This is a genomic window from Streptomyces sp. NPDC056883, assembly GCF_042788835.1.
GTDB classification, from domain to species: domain Bacteria; phylum Actinomycetota; class Actinomycetes; order Streptomycetales; family Streptomycetaceae; genus Streptomyces; species Streptomyces stoeckheimensis.
The window spans coordinates 137,036-152,382 of record NZ_JBHUBS010000019.1 but is presented as its reverse complement, the minus strand read 5'-3'; the positions used below and the strand labels follow the sequence as shown (position 1 = coordinate 152,382).

Annotated in this window: 16 protein-coding genes; 10 read left to right on the top strand and 6 right to left on the bottom strand. The window is 72.3% G+C overall.

Translation table 11 applies throughout. The features are described 5' to 3' along the window. Window positions 1-296: 296 nt before the first annotated feature. The 5 genes from ACFRU2_RS34165 to ACFRU2_RS34145 are packed head-to-tail and all read right to left on the bottom strand — an operon-like array spanning window position 297 to window position 4,753. Window positions 297-1,229 carry a tyrosine-protein phosphatase gene (locus tag ACFRU2_RS34165; RefSeq protein WP_382979767.1) on the bottom strand — a complete coding sequence of 311 codons (933 nt, stop codon included), beginning with the start codon at window positions 1,227-1,229 and terminating at the stop codon, window positions 297-299. Window positions 1,230-1,260: 31 nt separating this feature from the next. Further along, window positions 1,261-2,367: an NAD(P)H-dependent flavin oxidoreductase gene (locus ACFRU2_RS34160; RefSeq protein ID WP_382979765.1), complete on the bottom strand. Its 1,107-nt coding sequence runs from the start codon at window positions 2,365-2,367 to the stop codon at window positions 1,261-1,263. Window positions 2,368-2,370: 3 nt separating this feature from the next. Further along, complete coding sequence (locus tag ACFRU2_RS34155) at window positions 2,371-3,120, bottom strand: CoA-transferase subunit beta (protein WP_382979762.1); 750 nt, start codon at window positions 3,118-3,120, stop codon at window positions 2,371-2,373. After that, a complete protein-coding gene (locus ACFRU2_RS34150; RefSeq protein ID WP_382979760.1) occupies window positions 3,117-3,968 on the bottom strand; it encodes a CoA transferase subunit A in 852 nt (283 codons plus the stop codon). Before ACFRU2_RS34150 ends, ACFRU2_RS34155 begins: the two co-directional genes overlap by 4 nt. Beyond that, window positions 3,965-4,753, bottom strand: a complete 789-nt coding sequence (locus ACFRU2_RS34145; protein WP_382979758.1) for an enoyl-CoA hydratase family protein — start codon at window positions 4,751-4,753, stop codon at window positions 3,965-3,967. The genes ACFRU2_RS34150 and ACFRU2_RS34145 overlap by 4 nt, the downstream gene beginning before the upstream one ends. A 56-nt stretch (window positions 4,754-4,809) precedes the next feature. On the opposite strand from ACFRU2_RS34145, the gene ACFRU2_RS34140 reads away from it, so the two are divergent. From ACFRU2_RS34140 to ACFRU2_RS34105, 8 genes are all read left to right on the top strand, one after another. Then, window positions 4,810-5,574: an SDR family oxidoreductase gene (locus ACFRU2_RS34140; protein WP_382979757.1), complete on the top strand. Its 765-nt coding sequence runs from the start codon at window positions 4,810-4,812 to the stop codon at window positions 5,572-5,574. 1 nt (window position 5,575) lies between these two features. Continuing rightward, window positions 5,576-6,484 carry an SDR family oxidoreductase gene (locus tag ACFRU2_RS34135; protein ID WP_382979754.1) on the top strand — a complete coding sequence of 303 codons (909 nt, stop codon included), beginning with the start codon at window positions 5,576-5,578 and terminating at the stop codon, window positions 6,482-6,484. Between the two features lie 385 nt (window positions 6,485-6,869). Then, window positions 6,870-7,652, top strand: coding sequence for a 2-keto-4-pentenoate hydratase (locus ACFRU2_RS34130; RefSeq protein WP_382979752.1), 783 nt, complete (start codon window positions 6,870-6,872; stop codon window positions 7,650-7,652). Between the two features lies 1 nt (window position 7,653). Further along, a complete protein-coding gene (locus ACFRU2_RS34125) occupies window positions 7,654-8,592 on the top strand; it encodes an acetaldehyde dehydrogenase (acetylating) (RefSeq protein ID WP_382979750.1) in 939 nt (312 codons plus the stop codon). A 5-nt stretch (window positions 8,593-8,597) separates the two neighbouring features. After that, window positions 8,598-9,626: a 4-hydroxy-2-oxovalerate aldolase gene (gene dmpG, locus ACFRU2_RS34120; protein ID WP_382979790.1), complete on the top strand. Its 1,029-nt coding sequence runs from the start codon at window positions 8,598-8,600 to the stop codon at window positions 9,624-9,626. 53 nt (window positions 9,627-9,679) lie between these two features. After that, the gene (locus ACFRU2_RS34115; protein ID WP_382979748.1) at window positions 9,680-10,828 is read left to right on the top strand and encodes a Rieske 2Fe-2S domain-containing protein; all 1,149 of its coding nucleotides are present in this window, start codon (window positions 9,680-9,682) and stop codon (window positions 10,826-10,828) included. After that, window positions 10,828-11,058 carry a hypothetical protein gene (locus tag ACFRU2_RS34110; RefSeq protein ID WP_382979746.1) on the top strand — a complete coding sequence of 77 codons (231 nt, stop codon included), beginning with the start codon at window positions 10,828-10,830 and terminating at the stop codon, window positions 11,056-11,058. Before ACFRU2_RS34115 ends, ACFRU2_RS34110 begins: the two co-directional genes overlap by 1 nt. Beyond that, window positions 11,051-12,130, top strand: a complete 1,080-nt coding sequence (locus ACFRU2_RS34105; protein ID WP_382979743.1) for a 2Fe-2S iron-sulfur cluster-binding protein — start codon at window positions 11,051-11,053, stop codon at window positions 12,128-12,130. The genes ACFRU2_RS34110 and ACFRU2_RS34105 overlap by 8 nt, the downstream gene beginning before the upstream one ends. 85 nt (window positions 12,131-12,215) lie before the next feature. Here ACFRU2_RS34105 and ACFRU2_RS34100 read toward each other — a convergent pair whose 3' ends face one another. Further along, window positions 12,216-13,097, bottom strand: coding sequence for an IclR family transcriptional regulator (locus ACFRU2_RS34100; protein WP_351375604.1), 882 nt, complete (start codon window positions 13,095-13,097; stop codon window positions 12,216-12,218). 223 nt (window positions 13,098-13,320) lie between these two features. Between ACFRU2_RS34100 and hsaA the strand changes: the two genes are divergently transcribed. Both hsaA and hsaD read left to right on the top strand, forming a co-directional pair. Beyond that, window positions 13,321-14,490, top strand: coding sequence for a 3-hydroxy-9,10-secoandrosta-1,3,5(10)-triene-9,17-dione monooxygenase oxygenase subunit (hsaA, locus tag ACFRU2_RS34095; protein WP_382979742.1), 1,170 nt, complete (start codon window positions 13,321-13,323; stop codon window positions 14,488-14,490). Next, complete coding sequence (gene hsaD, locus ACFRU2_RS34090; protein WP_382979740.1) at window positions 14,487-15,347, top strand: 4,5:9,10-diseco-3-hydroxy-5,9,17-trioxoandrosta-1(10),2-diene-4-oate hydrolase; 861 nt, start codon at window positions 14,487-14,489, stop codon at window positions 15,345-15,347. The genes hsaA and hsaD overlap by 4 nt, the downstream gene beginning before the upstream one ends.

The window sequence follows — 15,347 nt, the reverse complement described above, 5'->3', positions numbered from 1 at the left end:
GGCTCCGGCCTCCGGCTCCGGCCAGGCCCGCCGCGGCCAGGGCGGTCAGGGCGGCTCCACGGGCGGCTCCGGCGAGCGCGGCCGTCGTACCGGGGGCGCCCCCTCCGGTGGTGCGGCCGCAGCTTCGGCCCGCAGCCGCGTGGGCGGCGCCGGCCAGGGGCGTCGCCGCTCCGCCTGATCGGTTCGGACATGCGGGAACCACTGCGCCGGGCGGCACACGCCGCCCGGCGCAGTGGTGTTTCAGGCGCCGTGGTGCTTTCCGGGTCCGACGGGTCCGGGTCCGACCGGTCCGGTGCCTAGCGGACCATCTTCACCTGGAGCTTCGCCAGGGTCCGCAGGTCCAGGCCGAGGCCGTCGGTGAGGTAGCCGTAGAGGCTGCCGTAGTCGGCCTCCATCTGCGCGGTCGCCGCGTCCAGGTAGTCCTGGCGGACCTCCTGGAGCGGGATCAGCAGATCGGGGTTCTGCATCCGGCCGGATGCCTTGATGCCCGCCCGCACCTGGGCGTCGTACGCCGCGCGGAAGGTGTTCGAGGCCAGGTAGTCGCGCTCGGCCGTGGCCTTTGGGACGGCCAGGGCGTTCAGCAGGACGTAGCTCATCCAGCCCGTCCGGTCCTTGCCCGAGGTGCAGTGGTACAGCAGCGGGCCCTGGTTCCCGTCGGCGATTTCGCGGAGGGTGGTCGCGAACTGCGCCCGGTTCTCGGGATTGGTCACGAACGCGCGGTAGACGTCGCGCATGTACGCCTCGGCGCGCCCGCCGCCGAGCATCTGCTCCTGCTTCACGGGATCACCGCTGCCTATCGCGGACATCAGCAGCCCGTACAGGCCGTTGTCGTTGACCGGGCGGGCGGTGGAGGCCAGACCGGCGGGCAGCTTGTCGGCGCCGTCGTACTGGACCTCCATGGGGATGCGGAAATCGAGGACCTTCTTGAGGCCCAGACCGCCCACGGTGGTGATGTCCGAGGGGGTCAGCTTGCCCAGTGCATCGGAGCGGTAGACCAGTCCCTGACGAACGTGGCCTCCCGTCCAGGTGCGGTAGCCACCGAGGTCGCGGACGTTGACCGCGCCCTGGAGGGGGATCTGGCGGATCGCTTCCGTCGGCTGCGGGTGCCAGGGGTGGCGCGAGGCGGCGGCACGGTCGGCCGGCGCGGCGTGCGCGGCGGCGGGCAGGGTCCCGATGGCGAGGGCGGAAGCGAGCACCGCGGTCGCCAGGCGGATTCGGGCACGGCTCATCTGGGGCAACTCCTGTAACGGAGAAGGGGAATCACCCTGGTGGTGGCAGGGTGCCGAGCGGGTGAGGGGGGAGGGGGAGATGCTGTGGGGGAGCGAGGCCCTGCAGCCGTTCCAGCACGGCGTGGGCCTCGGCCATGACGCGGGTGACGAGCTCCGCACAGGACGGCAGATCCTCGATCACGCCCGCGACCTGGCCCGATGCCATGACACCGAGGTCCGTACGGCCCTCGACCATGGACGCCTTGAGGAGCATGGGAGTGTTCGCGGCGAGCAGCACCTGGCTCCAGGACAGGTCCTTGCCGTGTTTCATCGCGAGGCCGTCCCGGACCATCTCCGCCCAGGACAGACCCGAGAGCTTCTTGAAGCCGGCCGCGTGCCGCACCGCCTTGGCCAGCGCCTTCGCCCGCCCGGCCCGCTCCAGGGAAGCGACCAGCTCGCTGCGCAGCATCCGGTGCGGGAGCCCGTCCACGGCCGTGGTGACGGTGACGTCCTTCACGGTGGCCTTCAGGTACTCGGCCTTCACCGCGTCCGGGACCGTCGAGTCGGAGGTCAGCAGGAACCGGGTGCCCATCGCGATGCCCGCGGCCCCGTAGCCGAGCGCCGCCACCAGACCGCGGCCGTCGCTGAAGCCGCCCGCCGCGATCACCGGGATGTCCACCGCGTCGACCACCTGCGGCAGCAGCACGGTCGTGGCCACGTCACCGGTGTGGCCGCCGCCCTCGCCGCCCTGCACGATCACCGCGTCCGCGCCCCACGCCGCGACCTTCTCGGCGTGCCGGCGGGCCCCGATCGAGGGGATCACGACCACGCCCGCGTCCTTGAGCCGCGCGATCAGCTCCTTGGACGGGGCGAGCGCGAAGGAGGCCACCCGGACGCCCTCGTCGATGATCAGCTGCGCCCGCTCGTCCGCGTCCCCGGCGTCCGCGCGCAGATTGACCCCGAACGGGGCGTCCGTACGGGACTTGACCTCGTGGACCGCCGCCCGCAGCTGCTCCATCGTCATGGTCGCCGAGGCCAGGATGCCGAGCGCGCCCGCATTGGCCGCCCCCGACACCAGGCGCGGACCGGCCACCCAGCCCATGCCCGTCTGCACGATCGGATGCTCGACCCCGACCAGCTTGGTGAATGCCGTCTCCATCGGTCAGACCCGCACTTCCCGGTCGCGCAGGCCCTTGGGGTCGATGACCTCGCGGATCAGCCGCAGCTCCTCCGGCGTCGGCTCGCGGGTGTACGGGACGTCGTCGGCGATCGCCAGCTCGAAACCGGTGGCCGCCCGGACCTGCTCCACGGTGACGCCCGGGTGCACGGAGGCCAGGCGCATGGCGTGGCCGGGGCCGGTGAAGTCGAAGACGCCGAGATCGCTGACCACGCGGGGGAGCCGGTGGAACCGGGTCACCCCGGCCGCCTCCGCGCGGTCGTAGCCCACGCCGCTCACCATGTCGACGCGCTCGACGAACACCCGGGTGGAGTGCTTGGGGATCCAGTAGCTCACCGGATTGTTCAGGGTGTTCACCGGGGCGCCGCGCACTCCGAGGAGCTGGCGGGCCGGGCGTTCCCAGTCGCCGATGCAGGAGATGTTCTGGTTGCCGAACCGGTCGATCTGGCTGGCGCCCATCATCACGTGCCGGCGGCCCCCGGTGACCATCGTCAGGTGACGGCGGTACGGGAGCCAGCCCTCGGCCGAGCCGTCGAGCCCGACCAGCATGGCTTCGCCGTCGGTCAGCAGCAGGTCGGGGGAGAACGTCCGCTTCGCCAGCCGGGCCCCGAAGGAGGGCACCAGGCCCATCGGGCTGGCCAGAACCTCGCCGTTGTCCCGCCAGGCTTCGGCGCAGGCGATCACGCAGTACTCGGCGCGGCTGACGGCAGTGGCCGTGGTGGGAGTCGTGCTCACTTCTGCTCCTCGTGCCAGGCCTGGACGGCCGACTGGTAGGCGTGCTCGCTGCCGCCGGAGAGGAAGCGCTCGGCGAACTCGGGCCAGGGGGTGGTCGCGTACAGCTTCTGGAAGGCCTCGTCGCGGCCGTAGTCGGGGGCGCAGGAGGTGAAGTGCGCACCGTTCGGGGTCTCCACGACCCCGGTCACCGAATGCCGGCTGACGAGCAGGGACTGCGGCGGCCCGGACTTGGAGAGCTCCGCGGTCTCCACGATCTGCTCGCAGGAGACGTAGGCGGCGTCGGCGGCCTCGCAGAAGAGGTCGTCGAAGTACGGGTCCGGGCCCAGGTACTGGGCGTTGCCGAGCCGGTCGGCGCGGTTGAGGTGGACCAGCGCGGCGTCCATGCGCAGGGCGGGGACCGCCACGAACTCCTCCCCGTCGGCGTACGGGGAGGTGACGGTGCGCAGCTCGGGGTTGACGCGCATGACGTCGGAGCCGAGGCCGGAGCGGACCGGGAAGAAGGGCATCCGGTTGACGGCCGCGTGCAGGCCCCACATGAACATGGCCTCGTCGAGCTCGGTGAGGGCGAAGGCACCGCTCTCGCGGGCGGCCCGGTAGTGCGGCTCCAGCGGGATGGAGTCGAGGGTGACGAAGGGGGTGACCAGCTTGCGGATCCGGCCCGCGGCGGCGAGGAGGCCGACGTCGGGGCCGCCGTACGAGATCACGGTGAGATCGGTGATCTCGGAGCGGAGCAGTGCCCGCACCAGGGCCATGGGCTTGCGCCGCGAGCCCCAGCCGCCGATGCCGATGGTCATCCCGCTGCGCAGCCGGCCGACCGCCTCGTCGGGGGTCATGGTCTTGTCGGTCATACCGATTCCGCCTTAGTTCCGCTGGATCCGCTGGTTCCGGTGGGTCCGCCGCTGCCGAAGGTGTCGCGGACCCGGTCGGCCACGCCGCTGAGGTTGGCCTCGAAGGTGAAGCCCTGCTCGAAGCGGTAGCTGCGGCGCACGTCCACGGGGTCGATGCCGTTGATGGCCGCCTTGGCGAGCCGGATGAGGTACCCGTCCTTCTTCGCGATCTCGGCGGCCAGTTCCAGGGCGGCCGCCCGCAGTTCGCCCGGCGGGACCACCTTCCACACCGAGCCGTGCGCGTGCAGTTCGGCCGCGGTGGCGGTGCGCGAGGTGTAGTACAGGGTCCGCATCATGTGCTGCGGGACGAGCCGGGCCAGGTGGGTGGCGGCCCCGAGGGCGCCCCGGTCCAGTTCCGGCAGTCCGAAGGTCGCGTCCTCGGAGGCGACGATGGCGTCGGCGTTGCCGACCAGGCCGATCCCGCCGCCGAGGCAGAAGCCGTTCACGGCCGCCACGACGGGGACCTCGCACTCGTAGACGGCGGCGAAGGCCTCGTAGCAGCCCCGGTTGGCGCCGATGAGCGAGGCGTGGCCGGTGTCGCGCTGCATTTCCTTGATGTCGACGCCGGCGTTGAAGCCGCGGCCCTCGGCGGCCAGGACCACGCAGCGGACCTCGGGGTCGCGGCCGGCCGCGCGCAGGGCGTCGGCCAGGTCGTACCAGCCCTGCACGGGCAGTGCGTTGACGGGTGGGAAGTCGACTGTGACGAGTGCGATGCCCTTGTCGGGGCTTGAGGTGGAGACACCCATGAGCGGATCAGCTACCTTTCCACCAAACATTTGTTAGGTGAGGAAGGTAGCAGCCGATGGAGCTCAACGGGAGGGTTGTCGTCGTCACCGGCGGAACCCGGGGCGTCGGCGCCGGGATCGCGCGGTCGTTCCTCGCGGCGGGGGCCGAGGTCCTCGTCTGCGCGCGCCGGCCGCCGGAGGAACCGGTGGCGGTGGAGGGCCGCTCGGCGTCGTTCACCGCCGTCGACCTGCGCAATCAGGCCGCCGTACAGGACTTCTTCGGCGCCGTCGCCCGGCGCCACGGGCGGCTCGACTGCCTGGTCAACAACGCCGGCGGAACCCCGTACCGGCTGCTGGGGGAGGGCGAGGCCGAGCGCCACGCGCGGGTCGTCGAGCTCAACCTGATCGCCCCGATGACCGCCTCGGTCGCCGCGTACCCCTGGCTCCGGGAGAGCCGGGGCTCGATCGTCATGATCGGCAGCGTCAGCGGGACCCGGCCCTCGCCGGGCACCGCGGCCTACGGGGCGGCGAAGGCGGGCCTGGAGAACCTGGCCCGCTCCATGGCCGTGGAATGGGCCCCCGAGGTACGGGTCAACTCGCTGGTCCTGGGCATGGTGCGGACCGAGCTGTCGCACCTGCACTACGGCGACGAGAGCGGGATCGCGGCCGTCGGCGCGACCGTACCGCTGGGACGACTGGCGGAACCCTCGGACGTGGGCGAAGCGGCCGTCTTCCTGGCCTCCGACCGGGCGGGGTACGTGAGCGGGGCGAGCCTGCTCGTGCACGGGGGCGGCGAACGGCCGGCCTTTCTGGATGCGGCAACTGCGAACAAGGAGAGCTGACATGGGACTTGCCGAAGGCCGTGTGGTCATCGTGACGGGCGCCGGACGGGGGCTGGGCCGCGCCCACGCGCTGGCCTTCGCCGAGGAGGGGGCGCGGGTCGTGGTCAACGACCTCGGCGTCGGCCTGGACGGGCTCCCCGGGCCGGAGAGCCCGGCGGCGCTCGTCGTCGCCGAGATCCGGGCGAAGGGCGGGGAAGCGGTGGCGCACGGCGGCGACATCGCCACGGCGGAAGGCGCGGCGTCACTGATCGAGACGGCCGTCTCGGCCTTCGGTCGACTGGACACCCTGGTCAACAACGCCGGGTTCCTGCGCGACCGGATGCTCGTGAACCTGGACGAGGACGACTGGGATGCCGTGATGCGGGTCCACCTGAAGGGGCACTTCCTGCCGCTGAAGCACGCGGCGGCGTACTGGCGGGCCGAGGCGAAGGAAGGCCGCCAGGTGGCCGCGCGGGTCGTGAACACCTCCTCGGGGGCGGGGCTCCTCGGGTCCGTGGGCCAGGGCAACTACAGCGCGGCCAAGGCCGGGATCCTGGGGCTGACCCTGGTGTCGGCCGCGGAGATGGGCCGCTACGGGGTCCAGGTCAACGCGATCGCCCCCGCGGCCCGGACCCGGATGACGGAGCAGACCTTCGCGGACACCATGGCCGCCCCGGAAGCCGGCGCCTTCGACGCGATGGCCCCCGAGAACGTGTCCCCGCTGGTCGTCTGGCTCGGCTCCGACGCCTCGGCCGGGGTCACCGGCCGCGTCTTCGAGGCGGAGGGCGGCCGCATCACCGTCATGGAGGGCTGGCGGCCGGGCCCCACCGTGGACAGCGGGTCGCGGTGGACCCCGTCGGAGGCGGGCGAGGCGACGGCGAAGCTGCTGTCCGAGTCGGAGCCGCCGCAGCCGGTGTACGGGTCGCGGTAGCGGCGGACCGGCCGCCCGCGGCCGCGGGGTCAGAAGCGGAACCAGCGCCGCCGGGGAGCCGAGAGCGCGGGATTCCACGTGATGTCCCCGGCCGCGGGCACCTCACGGTCCCGGAACACGCCGGAAGCGGCGCTCTCCGCCGGATCCGTGCGGCACTGCCTCAGCCCCTTGACCCGTCCACGGGGTCGCCGCGTTCCCCCGCCACACGTCGATCTCCGCGCCGGTCTCCCGCCGGCCCTGCGCGCCACGCTCGGCATCCCCTTTGACCCGCGAACCGATCCCGTACCGAACCCCTTCCCGCTCAGCGGGAACGGGACCTCCCGCCCACCCCCGGCCCCGTCCTACCGTCTGCCGCACCAGACACCCACCTCAGCCGGGAGGCCCCATGCTGAACGACCCCCTCCGGCGGGAGGCCGCCGCACGGCTGCGCGGGGCGGAGCTGCGCCGGGCGCCCGTACCGCCGCTGACGGAGCTGTACGAGGGCATCGACACCGAGGACGCCTACGAGATCCAGCTCCTCACCATCCGCCACCGCCTCGCGGCCGGCGACCGCGTCACCGGGCACAAGGTCGGGCTGTCGTCCCCCGTCATGCAGGCCATGATGGGCGTCGACGAACCCGACTACGGGCACCTGCTGCTCTCCATGGAGCTGCATGAGGACACCCCGGTGCCCGCGGCCGCGTACTGCGCGCCGCGCGTCGAGGTCGAGGTCGGCTTCGTGCTCGGCGCCGACCTCCCCGGCGAGGGCTGCACCGTCGCCGACGTCCTGGCCGCCACCGAGCGGGTCGTCCCGGCCCTGGAGCTCATCGACAGCCGGATCGCCGACTGGCGGATCACCATCGCCGACACCATCGCCGACAACGCCTCCTCCGCCGGATACGTCATCGGCGAGGGCCGCGACCCGCGCGAGCTGGACCTGAAGGCCGTCGACGCCACCCTGACCAGCGGATCCGAGACCCTGGCGAGCGGCCGCAGCGACGCCGTGCTCGGCGATCCGGCCGCCTCCGTCGCCTGGCTGGCCCGTACCGTCGCCCGCTTCGGGGTCCAGCTCCGCAAGGGCCACCTCATCCTGCCCGGGTCCTGCACCCGCGCCGTGGACGTGGCCGCCGGGCGGACGTACACCGCCGATTTCACCGGGCTCGGCCCGGTCTCCCTCTCCTTCTCCTGAGGTGATCACCATCCGTACGAAGACGACCGCGGAGGCGAAGCCGCCGACCGCGAAAGCGACCGCCGCCATCGTCGGCTCCGGGAACATCGGGACCGACCTGCTCTACAAGCTCCTGCGCTCCCCGCACATAGAACCCCGCTGGATGATCGGCGTGGACCCCGCCAGCGAGGGCCTGGCCCGCGCCCGCCGCGCCGGACTCGAAGCCTCCCACGCGGGCGTGGACTGGCTGCTGGCCCAGGACGAGCTGCCCGACCTGGTCTTCGAGGCCACCTCCGCCTACGTGCACCGCTCCAACGCCCCGCGCTACGCCGAACTCGGCATCAAGGCCGTCGACCTGACCCCCGCCGCCGTCGGTCCCGCGGTCGTCCCGCCCGCGAACCTGACCGCCCACCTCGACCGGGCCAACGTCAACATGATCACCTGCGGCGGCCAGGCCACCATCCCCATGGTGTACGCCGTCTCCCGCGTGGTCCCCGTCGCCTACGCGGAGATCGTCGCCTCGGTGGCCTCCGTCTCGGCCGGCCCGGGCACCCGCGCCAACATCGACGAGTTCACCCGTACCACCTCCCGGGGCATCGAGGAGATCGGCGGCGCCGCCCGCGGCAAGGCCATCATCATCCTCAACCCCGCCGATCCACCGGTCATCATGCGCGACACCGTCTTCTGCGCGATCCCGGCCGACGCCGACCGCGAGGCCATCACCGCCTCCGTCAAACAGGTCGCCGAGGACGTGGCCTCGTACGTACCCGGCTACCGGCTGCGCACCGAGCCGCAGTTCGACGACCCCTCCCCGCTCAACGGCGGCATGGCCCGGGTCGCGATCTTCCTGGAGGTGGAGGGCGCCGGCGACTACCTGCCGCCCTACGCCGGAAACCTCGACATCATGACCGCCGCCGCCACCAAGGTCGGCGAGGAGTTCGCGAAGGGACTGCAGAAGTGACCACCGTGACCACGTACTCCGACACCCTCGACATCCGGATCACCGACTCCTCCCTGCGCGACGGCTCGCACGCCAAGCGGCACCAGTTCACGGGCGAGGACGTACGGTCGATCGTCTCCGCCCTCGACGGCGCGGGGGTCCCCGTCATCGAGGTCACGCACGGGGACGGACTCGGCGGGTCCTCCTTCAACTACGGCTTCTCGAAGACCCCCGAGCAGGAGCTCATCAAGATCGCCGCCGAGACGGCGCGCCACGCGAAGATCGCCTTCCTGATGCTTCCGGGCCTCGGCGTGAAGGACGACATCCGCGCCGCCCACGGCAACGGCGGCCGGATCTGCCGGATCGCCACCCACTGCACCGAGGCCGACATCTCCGTCCAGCACTTCGGGCTCGCCCGCGAGATGGGCCTGGAGACCGTCGGCTTCCTGATGATGGCCCACTCCACCACCCCCGAGAACCTGGCCCGGCAGGCCCGGATCATGGCCGACGCCGGCTGTCAGTGCGTGTACGTGGTCGACTCGGCCGGCGCCATGGTCATGGACGCGGTCACCGACCGGGTCGCGGCGCTCGTCGCCGAACTCGGCGACGACGCCCAGGTCGGCTTCCACGGCCACGAGAACCTCGGCCTGGGCGTGGGCAATTCGGTCGCCGCCGTCCGCGCCGGCGCGCTCCAGATCGACGGCTCCACCCGGCGCCTCGGCGCGGGAGCCGGGAACACGCCCGTGGAGGCCTTCGCCGCCGTCTGCCGGAAGATGGGCATCCGCACCGGCATCGACGTCCTGAAGATCATCGACGCGGCCGAGGACGTGGTCCGCCCCGTCATGGAAGACGAGTGCACCCTCGACCGCATGGCCCTGCTCATGGGCCACGCCGGCGTCTACTCCAGCTTCCTCAAGCACGCCTACCGGCAGGCCGAGCGCTACGGGGTCTCCGGCGCGCAGATCCTCCTGCGCGCCGGCGAACGCCGCCTCGTCGGCGGCCAGGAGGACCAGCTCATCGACATCGCGGTCGAACTCGCCGCCGAAGCGCGCTAGTCAACCCCCCCATCCCCGTGCAGCACACCCACAACGAAGTGGAGGGCCATCCCATGGCCGAAACGACCGCAGCCGACGAAGCACCCCGTGTCATCGAAGCCGCCCCCGCGCCGACCCGCTTCGCCCGCGGCTGGCACTGCCTGGGACTCGCCGCCGCGTTCCGGGACGGAACCCCGCACGAGATCGAGGCCTTCGGGACCAAGCTCGTCGTCTTCCAGGGGGCCGACTCCGGCGAGCTGAGCGTCCTGAACGCCTACTGCCCCCACATGGGCGGCAACCTCGCCCACGGCACCGTCAAGGGCGACACCGTCGCCTGCCCCTTCCACGACTGGCGCTGGTCCGGGGACGGCCGCTGCGCCGCCATCCCCTACGCCCGGCGGGTCCCGCCGCGCGCCAGGACCCGCGCCTGGACCTCCCTGGAACGCAACGGCCAGCTCTACGTCTGGCACGACCCGGAGGGCAACCCGCCGCCGCCCGAGGTCACGATCCCCGTCATCGAGGGCGTCGGCGACCCCGAGTGGAGCGACTGGAGCTGGAACTTCCTGCGCGTCGAGAACTCCAACTGCCGCGAGATCGTCGACAACGTCGTCGACATGGCGCACTTCTACTACGTGCACTACGCCTTCCCGCACTACTTCAAGAACGTCTTCGACGGTCACGTCGCCACCCAGTACATGGAGTCCACCCCGCGCGGCGACGTGGACCTCGGCACCCTCTCCACCGGCGGCGGCCTGCGCTCGGACGCTTCGTACTACGGCCCCTCGTACATGATCGACAAGCTGTGGAGCGACGTCGGCGGCGGCGTCGAACTCGAATCGGTCCTCATCAACTGCCATTACCCGATCGACGAGAACAGCTTCATGCTCATGTACGGGACCATCGTCAAGAAGCTCCCCGGAATGAGCGACGAACAGGCCGCCGACGCCGCCCGCCTCACCTCCGAGGGCCTCGCCGTCGGCTTCGAGCAGGACGTCGAGATCTGGAAGAACAAGACCCGCATCGACAACCCCCTCCTCACCGAGGAGGACGGCCCCGTCTACCAGCTCCGCCGCTGGTACGAGCAGTTCTACGTGGACGCCGCCGACGTCAAGGACGAGATGGTCCGCCGCTTCGAGTTCGAGATCGACACCGCCCGCGCCACCGCCGCCTGGAAGGCCGAGGTCGCCGAGAACCTCGCCCGCCGCGCGGCCGGGACCCCGTGATGACCCCCGTCGCCTGCGGGGAGTGCGGCACCCAGGTGCTGTGCGAGAAGTTCAGCCCCGCCCACACCCAGGTCCAGTGGACCGAGGAGGCCGGAGCGGTCTGCCCGCGCATCGCGGCCGAGGTCGCGGCGGGCCGGCCCAGCGCCCGGGTCCGCTCCTGCGAGGCCCTGCGCGCGGGCATCGAGGCCGCCGTCCTGGCGGGCCGCCTGGAGGTGCCGGCCGATGTCTGACACCGAAAGCCCTACGAAGTCCCGCGCCGCGGGGGTACGGAGCCCGGCCCCGGCTGCCGCCCCGGGCGGAGCCGGCGGCAGGCTGCCGGTCCGCGTCACGGACCGCATCCAGGAGACCCCCGAGGCGGTCTCCCTCGTGCTCGACGCGGAACTCCCGTACCGCCCGGGACAGTTCCTCACCCTCCGGGTGCCGGGCGGCGAGGCCCGCTGCTACTCCCTGGCCGGCTCCCCGCACACGGGGGACCCGCTGCGCATCACCGTCAAACGGGTCCCCGGCGGCGTCGGCTCCGGCTGGCTGTGCCAGGACGTGCGCATCGGCGACGAGCTGGAGATCCTGCCCCCCGCCGGCACCTTCACCCCGCCCGACCTGGACCGGGACCTGCTGCTGGTGGCGGGGGGCAGCGGGATCACCCCGGTGCTGTCGATCGCGAAGTCGGCGCTCGCGGCCGGCCGGGGCCACGTCGCGCTGGTGTACGCCAACCGCGACCCCGGCTCGGTGATCTTCCGCGACGAACTGTGGGGGCTCGCCGAGGAACACCCCGGGCGGCTCACCGTCGTGCACTGGCTGGAAACCCTCCAGGGACTGCCGACCGCCCCGCAGCTCGGCCCGCTCGTGGCCCCGTACGCGCACCGCGAGACCTACCTGTGCGGACCCGCTCCGCTGATGGACGCGGCGGAGACCGCGGTGCGGGCCTCGGGCGGACAGGGCCGGTCGATCCACCGGGAGCGGTACTTCTCGCTGAGCGGCGACGTCTTCGCCGGTCCGGCTCCCGCCGCCGACCCGGCCGCGGCGGGCGGGGCCACCGCTGAGGTGGAGTTCGAGGGGAGCGTGCACACCGTGGACTGGCCCGCCGGGACCCCGCTGCTCGACGCCCTCTTCGCCGCGGGCGTCCCCGCCCCGTACTCCTGCCGGGAAGGCGCGTGCAGCGCCTGCTGCTGCCGGGTGCTGGAGGGCGAGGTCAAGATGGTCCGCAACGAGGTCCTGGCCCCCGAGGACCTGGCCGAGGGCTACGTCCTGGCCTGCCAGGCCCTGCCGCTCGGCGGCCGCATCCGCATCAGCTACGACGGCTGAACGGCACGGACGACCGCGGGCCCGGCCCCCTGGCGAGGGGTCGGGCCCGTAGTCGTTCACTCGTGCATTGGGATACCACTACCCACTACATCCACTCGCTGAACCGCAGCCACCCCATCATGTTGTCCATCGCCTGCGCCGAGACCGCCGGCTCCAGGTCCCGCGCCGGCGCGGCCGCCGCCCGCCCCGGCCGGCCCGGCCCGTACAGCTCCCGCCACACCGACCGCGCGCAGGCCAGTACCGCCGGCGCCAGGCGGGCCGTCTCCCGGTCGCCCCGGCAGGAGGACACCGACACGGCGGCCACGGCCCGCCCGGCGCCCCGCAGCGGAGCGGCCACGCAGGAGATGCCCCGGAAGCTCTCCTCCCGGTCGTACGCCACCCCGCGCTCGCGGACCGCCGCCAGCTCCGAACGCAGCGCCAGCGGCCGGATCAGGGTGCGCGCGGTGCGCGGGCGCAGCCCCTGCGCGAGGACGTGCTCCACCGCGGCGGGATCACTGAACGCGAGGATCGCCTTCCCGGCGGCCGTGCAGTACGCCGGCATCCTGCCGCCGACCCGCGAGGGCACCGTGGTGGCCTCCGAGCCGCCGATCCGCTCCAGGCACACCACCTCGGCCCCGTCGAGCACCGACAGGTGCACGACCCGGCCCGTCTGCTCGTGCAGCGCGTGCAGCAGCGGCAGCGCGGCCCGGCGCAGCCGGTTGTGGTGGGAGGCGAGCGCGCCCAGCTCCAGCATCCGCATGCCCATGCGGTAGTCCCGGCCCTCGCGGTCCAGCCAGCGCAACTGCACCAGCTGGTCGAGGATCCGGTGGGCGGAAGAACGTGGGATTCCGGAGCGGCGCACGACCTCGGTGAGCGACAGCCGCGGCTGTGGACCTTCGAAGGCACCCAGCACTTTCGCGGCCTTCTCCAGCAGCGAAAGCGGTGCGAGCTCGGTCTCCGCGACCTGCTCCATGAACTGGTCAAGCACGACAAAACCCCCTGCGTGAGGCGTTGGGGCGACCCTGCCACGCACCCCCGGCCGGAGGGAAGCACCCGGAGGCTTCTATTTCATTCAGTAATACTTCAAGTAGTCGTTTCGAGGGGCTTCCCGCTCAGCGGGAACAGCTCGTTCCGCGCCCGGAGCACCCGGCGTACGTTCCTCGCCATCGATCCCGAACACCCGAAGATCCTTGATCTGAGAAGGGGACACCATGAGTGACGAAGAGGTCCTCGCAGCGGTCCGCGCCCTCGCCCCCGCCCTCCGCGAGCGCAGCGCCGAGGCCGAAAGCCTGCGCAAAGTCCCCGAGGCGAGCATCAAGGAACTCGCCGCCACCGGCTTCTTCCGGCTGCTCCAGCCCAAGGCCCACGGCGGGTACGCCGCCGACCCCGCCCTCTTCTACGCCGCCGTCAAGGAGATAGCCAAGGCCTGCGGCTCCACCGGCTGGGTCGCCTCCGTCGTCGGCGTCCACCCCTGGCACGTCGCCCTCTACGACCCCCGCGCCCAGGAAGAGGTCTGGGGCCAGGACCGCGACACGCGGATCTGCTCCTCCTACGCCCCCACCGGCAAGGTCACCCCCGTCGACGGCGGCTTCACCCTCAGCGGCCGCTGGCACTTCTCCTCCGGCTGCGACCACACCGACTGGGCCCTGCTCGGCGGACTGGTCACCGACGCCGAAGGCCGCCCCGTCGACATGCGGACCTTCCTGATCCCGCGGTCCCAGTACCGCATCGACGAGGTCTGGGACACCGTCGGCCTGCGCGGATCCGGCTCCAACGACATCGTCGTCGAGGAGGTGTTCGTCCCCGAACACCGCGCCCTCAGCTTCGGCCCCGTCACCGCCCTCCAGGTCCCCGGCCACCGCCTCAACCCCGAGCCGCTCTACCGGCTCCCCTACGCCTCCGTCTTCACCACCACCATCTCCACCCCCATCGTCGGCATCGCCGAAGGCGCCTACGAGGACTACGTCGCCGCGACCCGCGAACGCTTCCGCATCTCCTACGGCCAGCAGGTCGCCGAGGACCCCTTCGCCCAGGTCCGCATCGCCCGCGCCGCCAGCGACATCGACGCCTCCTGGCTCCAGCTCCAGCGCAACGTCTCGGAGCTCTACGCCCTCGCCCAACGCGGCGAGGAACTCCCCACACCGCTGCGCACCCGGGCCCGCCGCGACCAGGTGCTCGCCACCGAGCGCTGCGTCGCCGCCGTCGACCTCCTCATGGAGAACGCGGGCGGCAGCGCCATGCGCACCGGCCCCAACCCCGTCCAGCGCGCCTGGCGCGACGTCCACACCGGCCGCGGCCACGCCGCCAACGACCCGGAGCGGGCCCTGGTCCTGTTCGGACAGGGCGCCCTCGGCCTCGACATCCAGGACACCATGCTGTGAGCGCGCAGGGATTCACGTACGAGAACACCTCCCGCACCGCCAAGGCCGGCGGGATGACCCTGCACTACCACGAGGCCGGTCCACAGGACGCGCCCGTCGTGATCATGCTGCACGGCGGCGGGCCCGGCGCCTCCGGCTGGTCCAACTTCGGCGGCAACCTGCCCCACTTCGCCGCACGGTTCCGCACCCTGCTCGTCGACCAGCCCTGCTACGGCCGCTCCGACAAGCCGGAACCCGACCGCGACTACTTCGGCTTCAGCGCGAACGCCGTCATCGCCCTCATGGACGAACTCGGCATCGAGCGGGCGCACTTCATCGGCAACTCCCTCGGCGGAGGCACCGCCACCCGGCTCGTCCTGGACCACCCCGGACGCGTCGACAAGCTCCTGCTCATGGGCCCCGGCGGAATCTCGCTCAACCTCTTCTCCGCCGACCCCACCGAAGGCATCAAGCGGCTCTTCGAGTTCAGCCTCGCCCCCGAGCCCACCCGCGAGCAGATGCGGACCTTCCTCGCCACCCTCGCCCACGACCCGGCGATCGTCACCGACGCCCTCGTCGAAGAGCGCTACGCCCAGGCCACCGACCCCGAAGCCAGGCTCGGAAACGCCCGCATGGGCGCCTCCTTCGCCAAGTGGCCCGAGGCCGCCATGCTCTGGCGCGAAGCGCACCGCATCAGTCGCCCCGTCCTGCTGACCTGGGGCCGCGAGGACCGCGTCAACCCGGTCGACGGCGCCTTCCTCGCGCTGAAGACCATCCCCGACGCCCGTCTGCACGTCTTCCCGCACTGCGGGCACTGGGCGCAGACCGAGGCAGCCGACGAGTTCAACCGCCTCGCCACCGACTTCTTCCTCCACTGA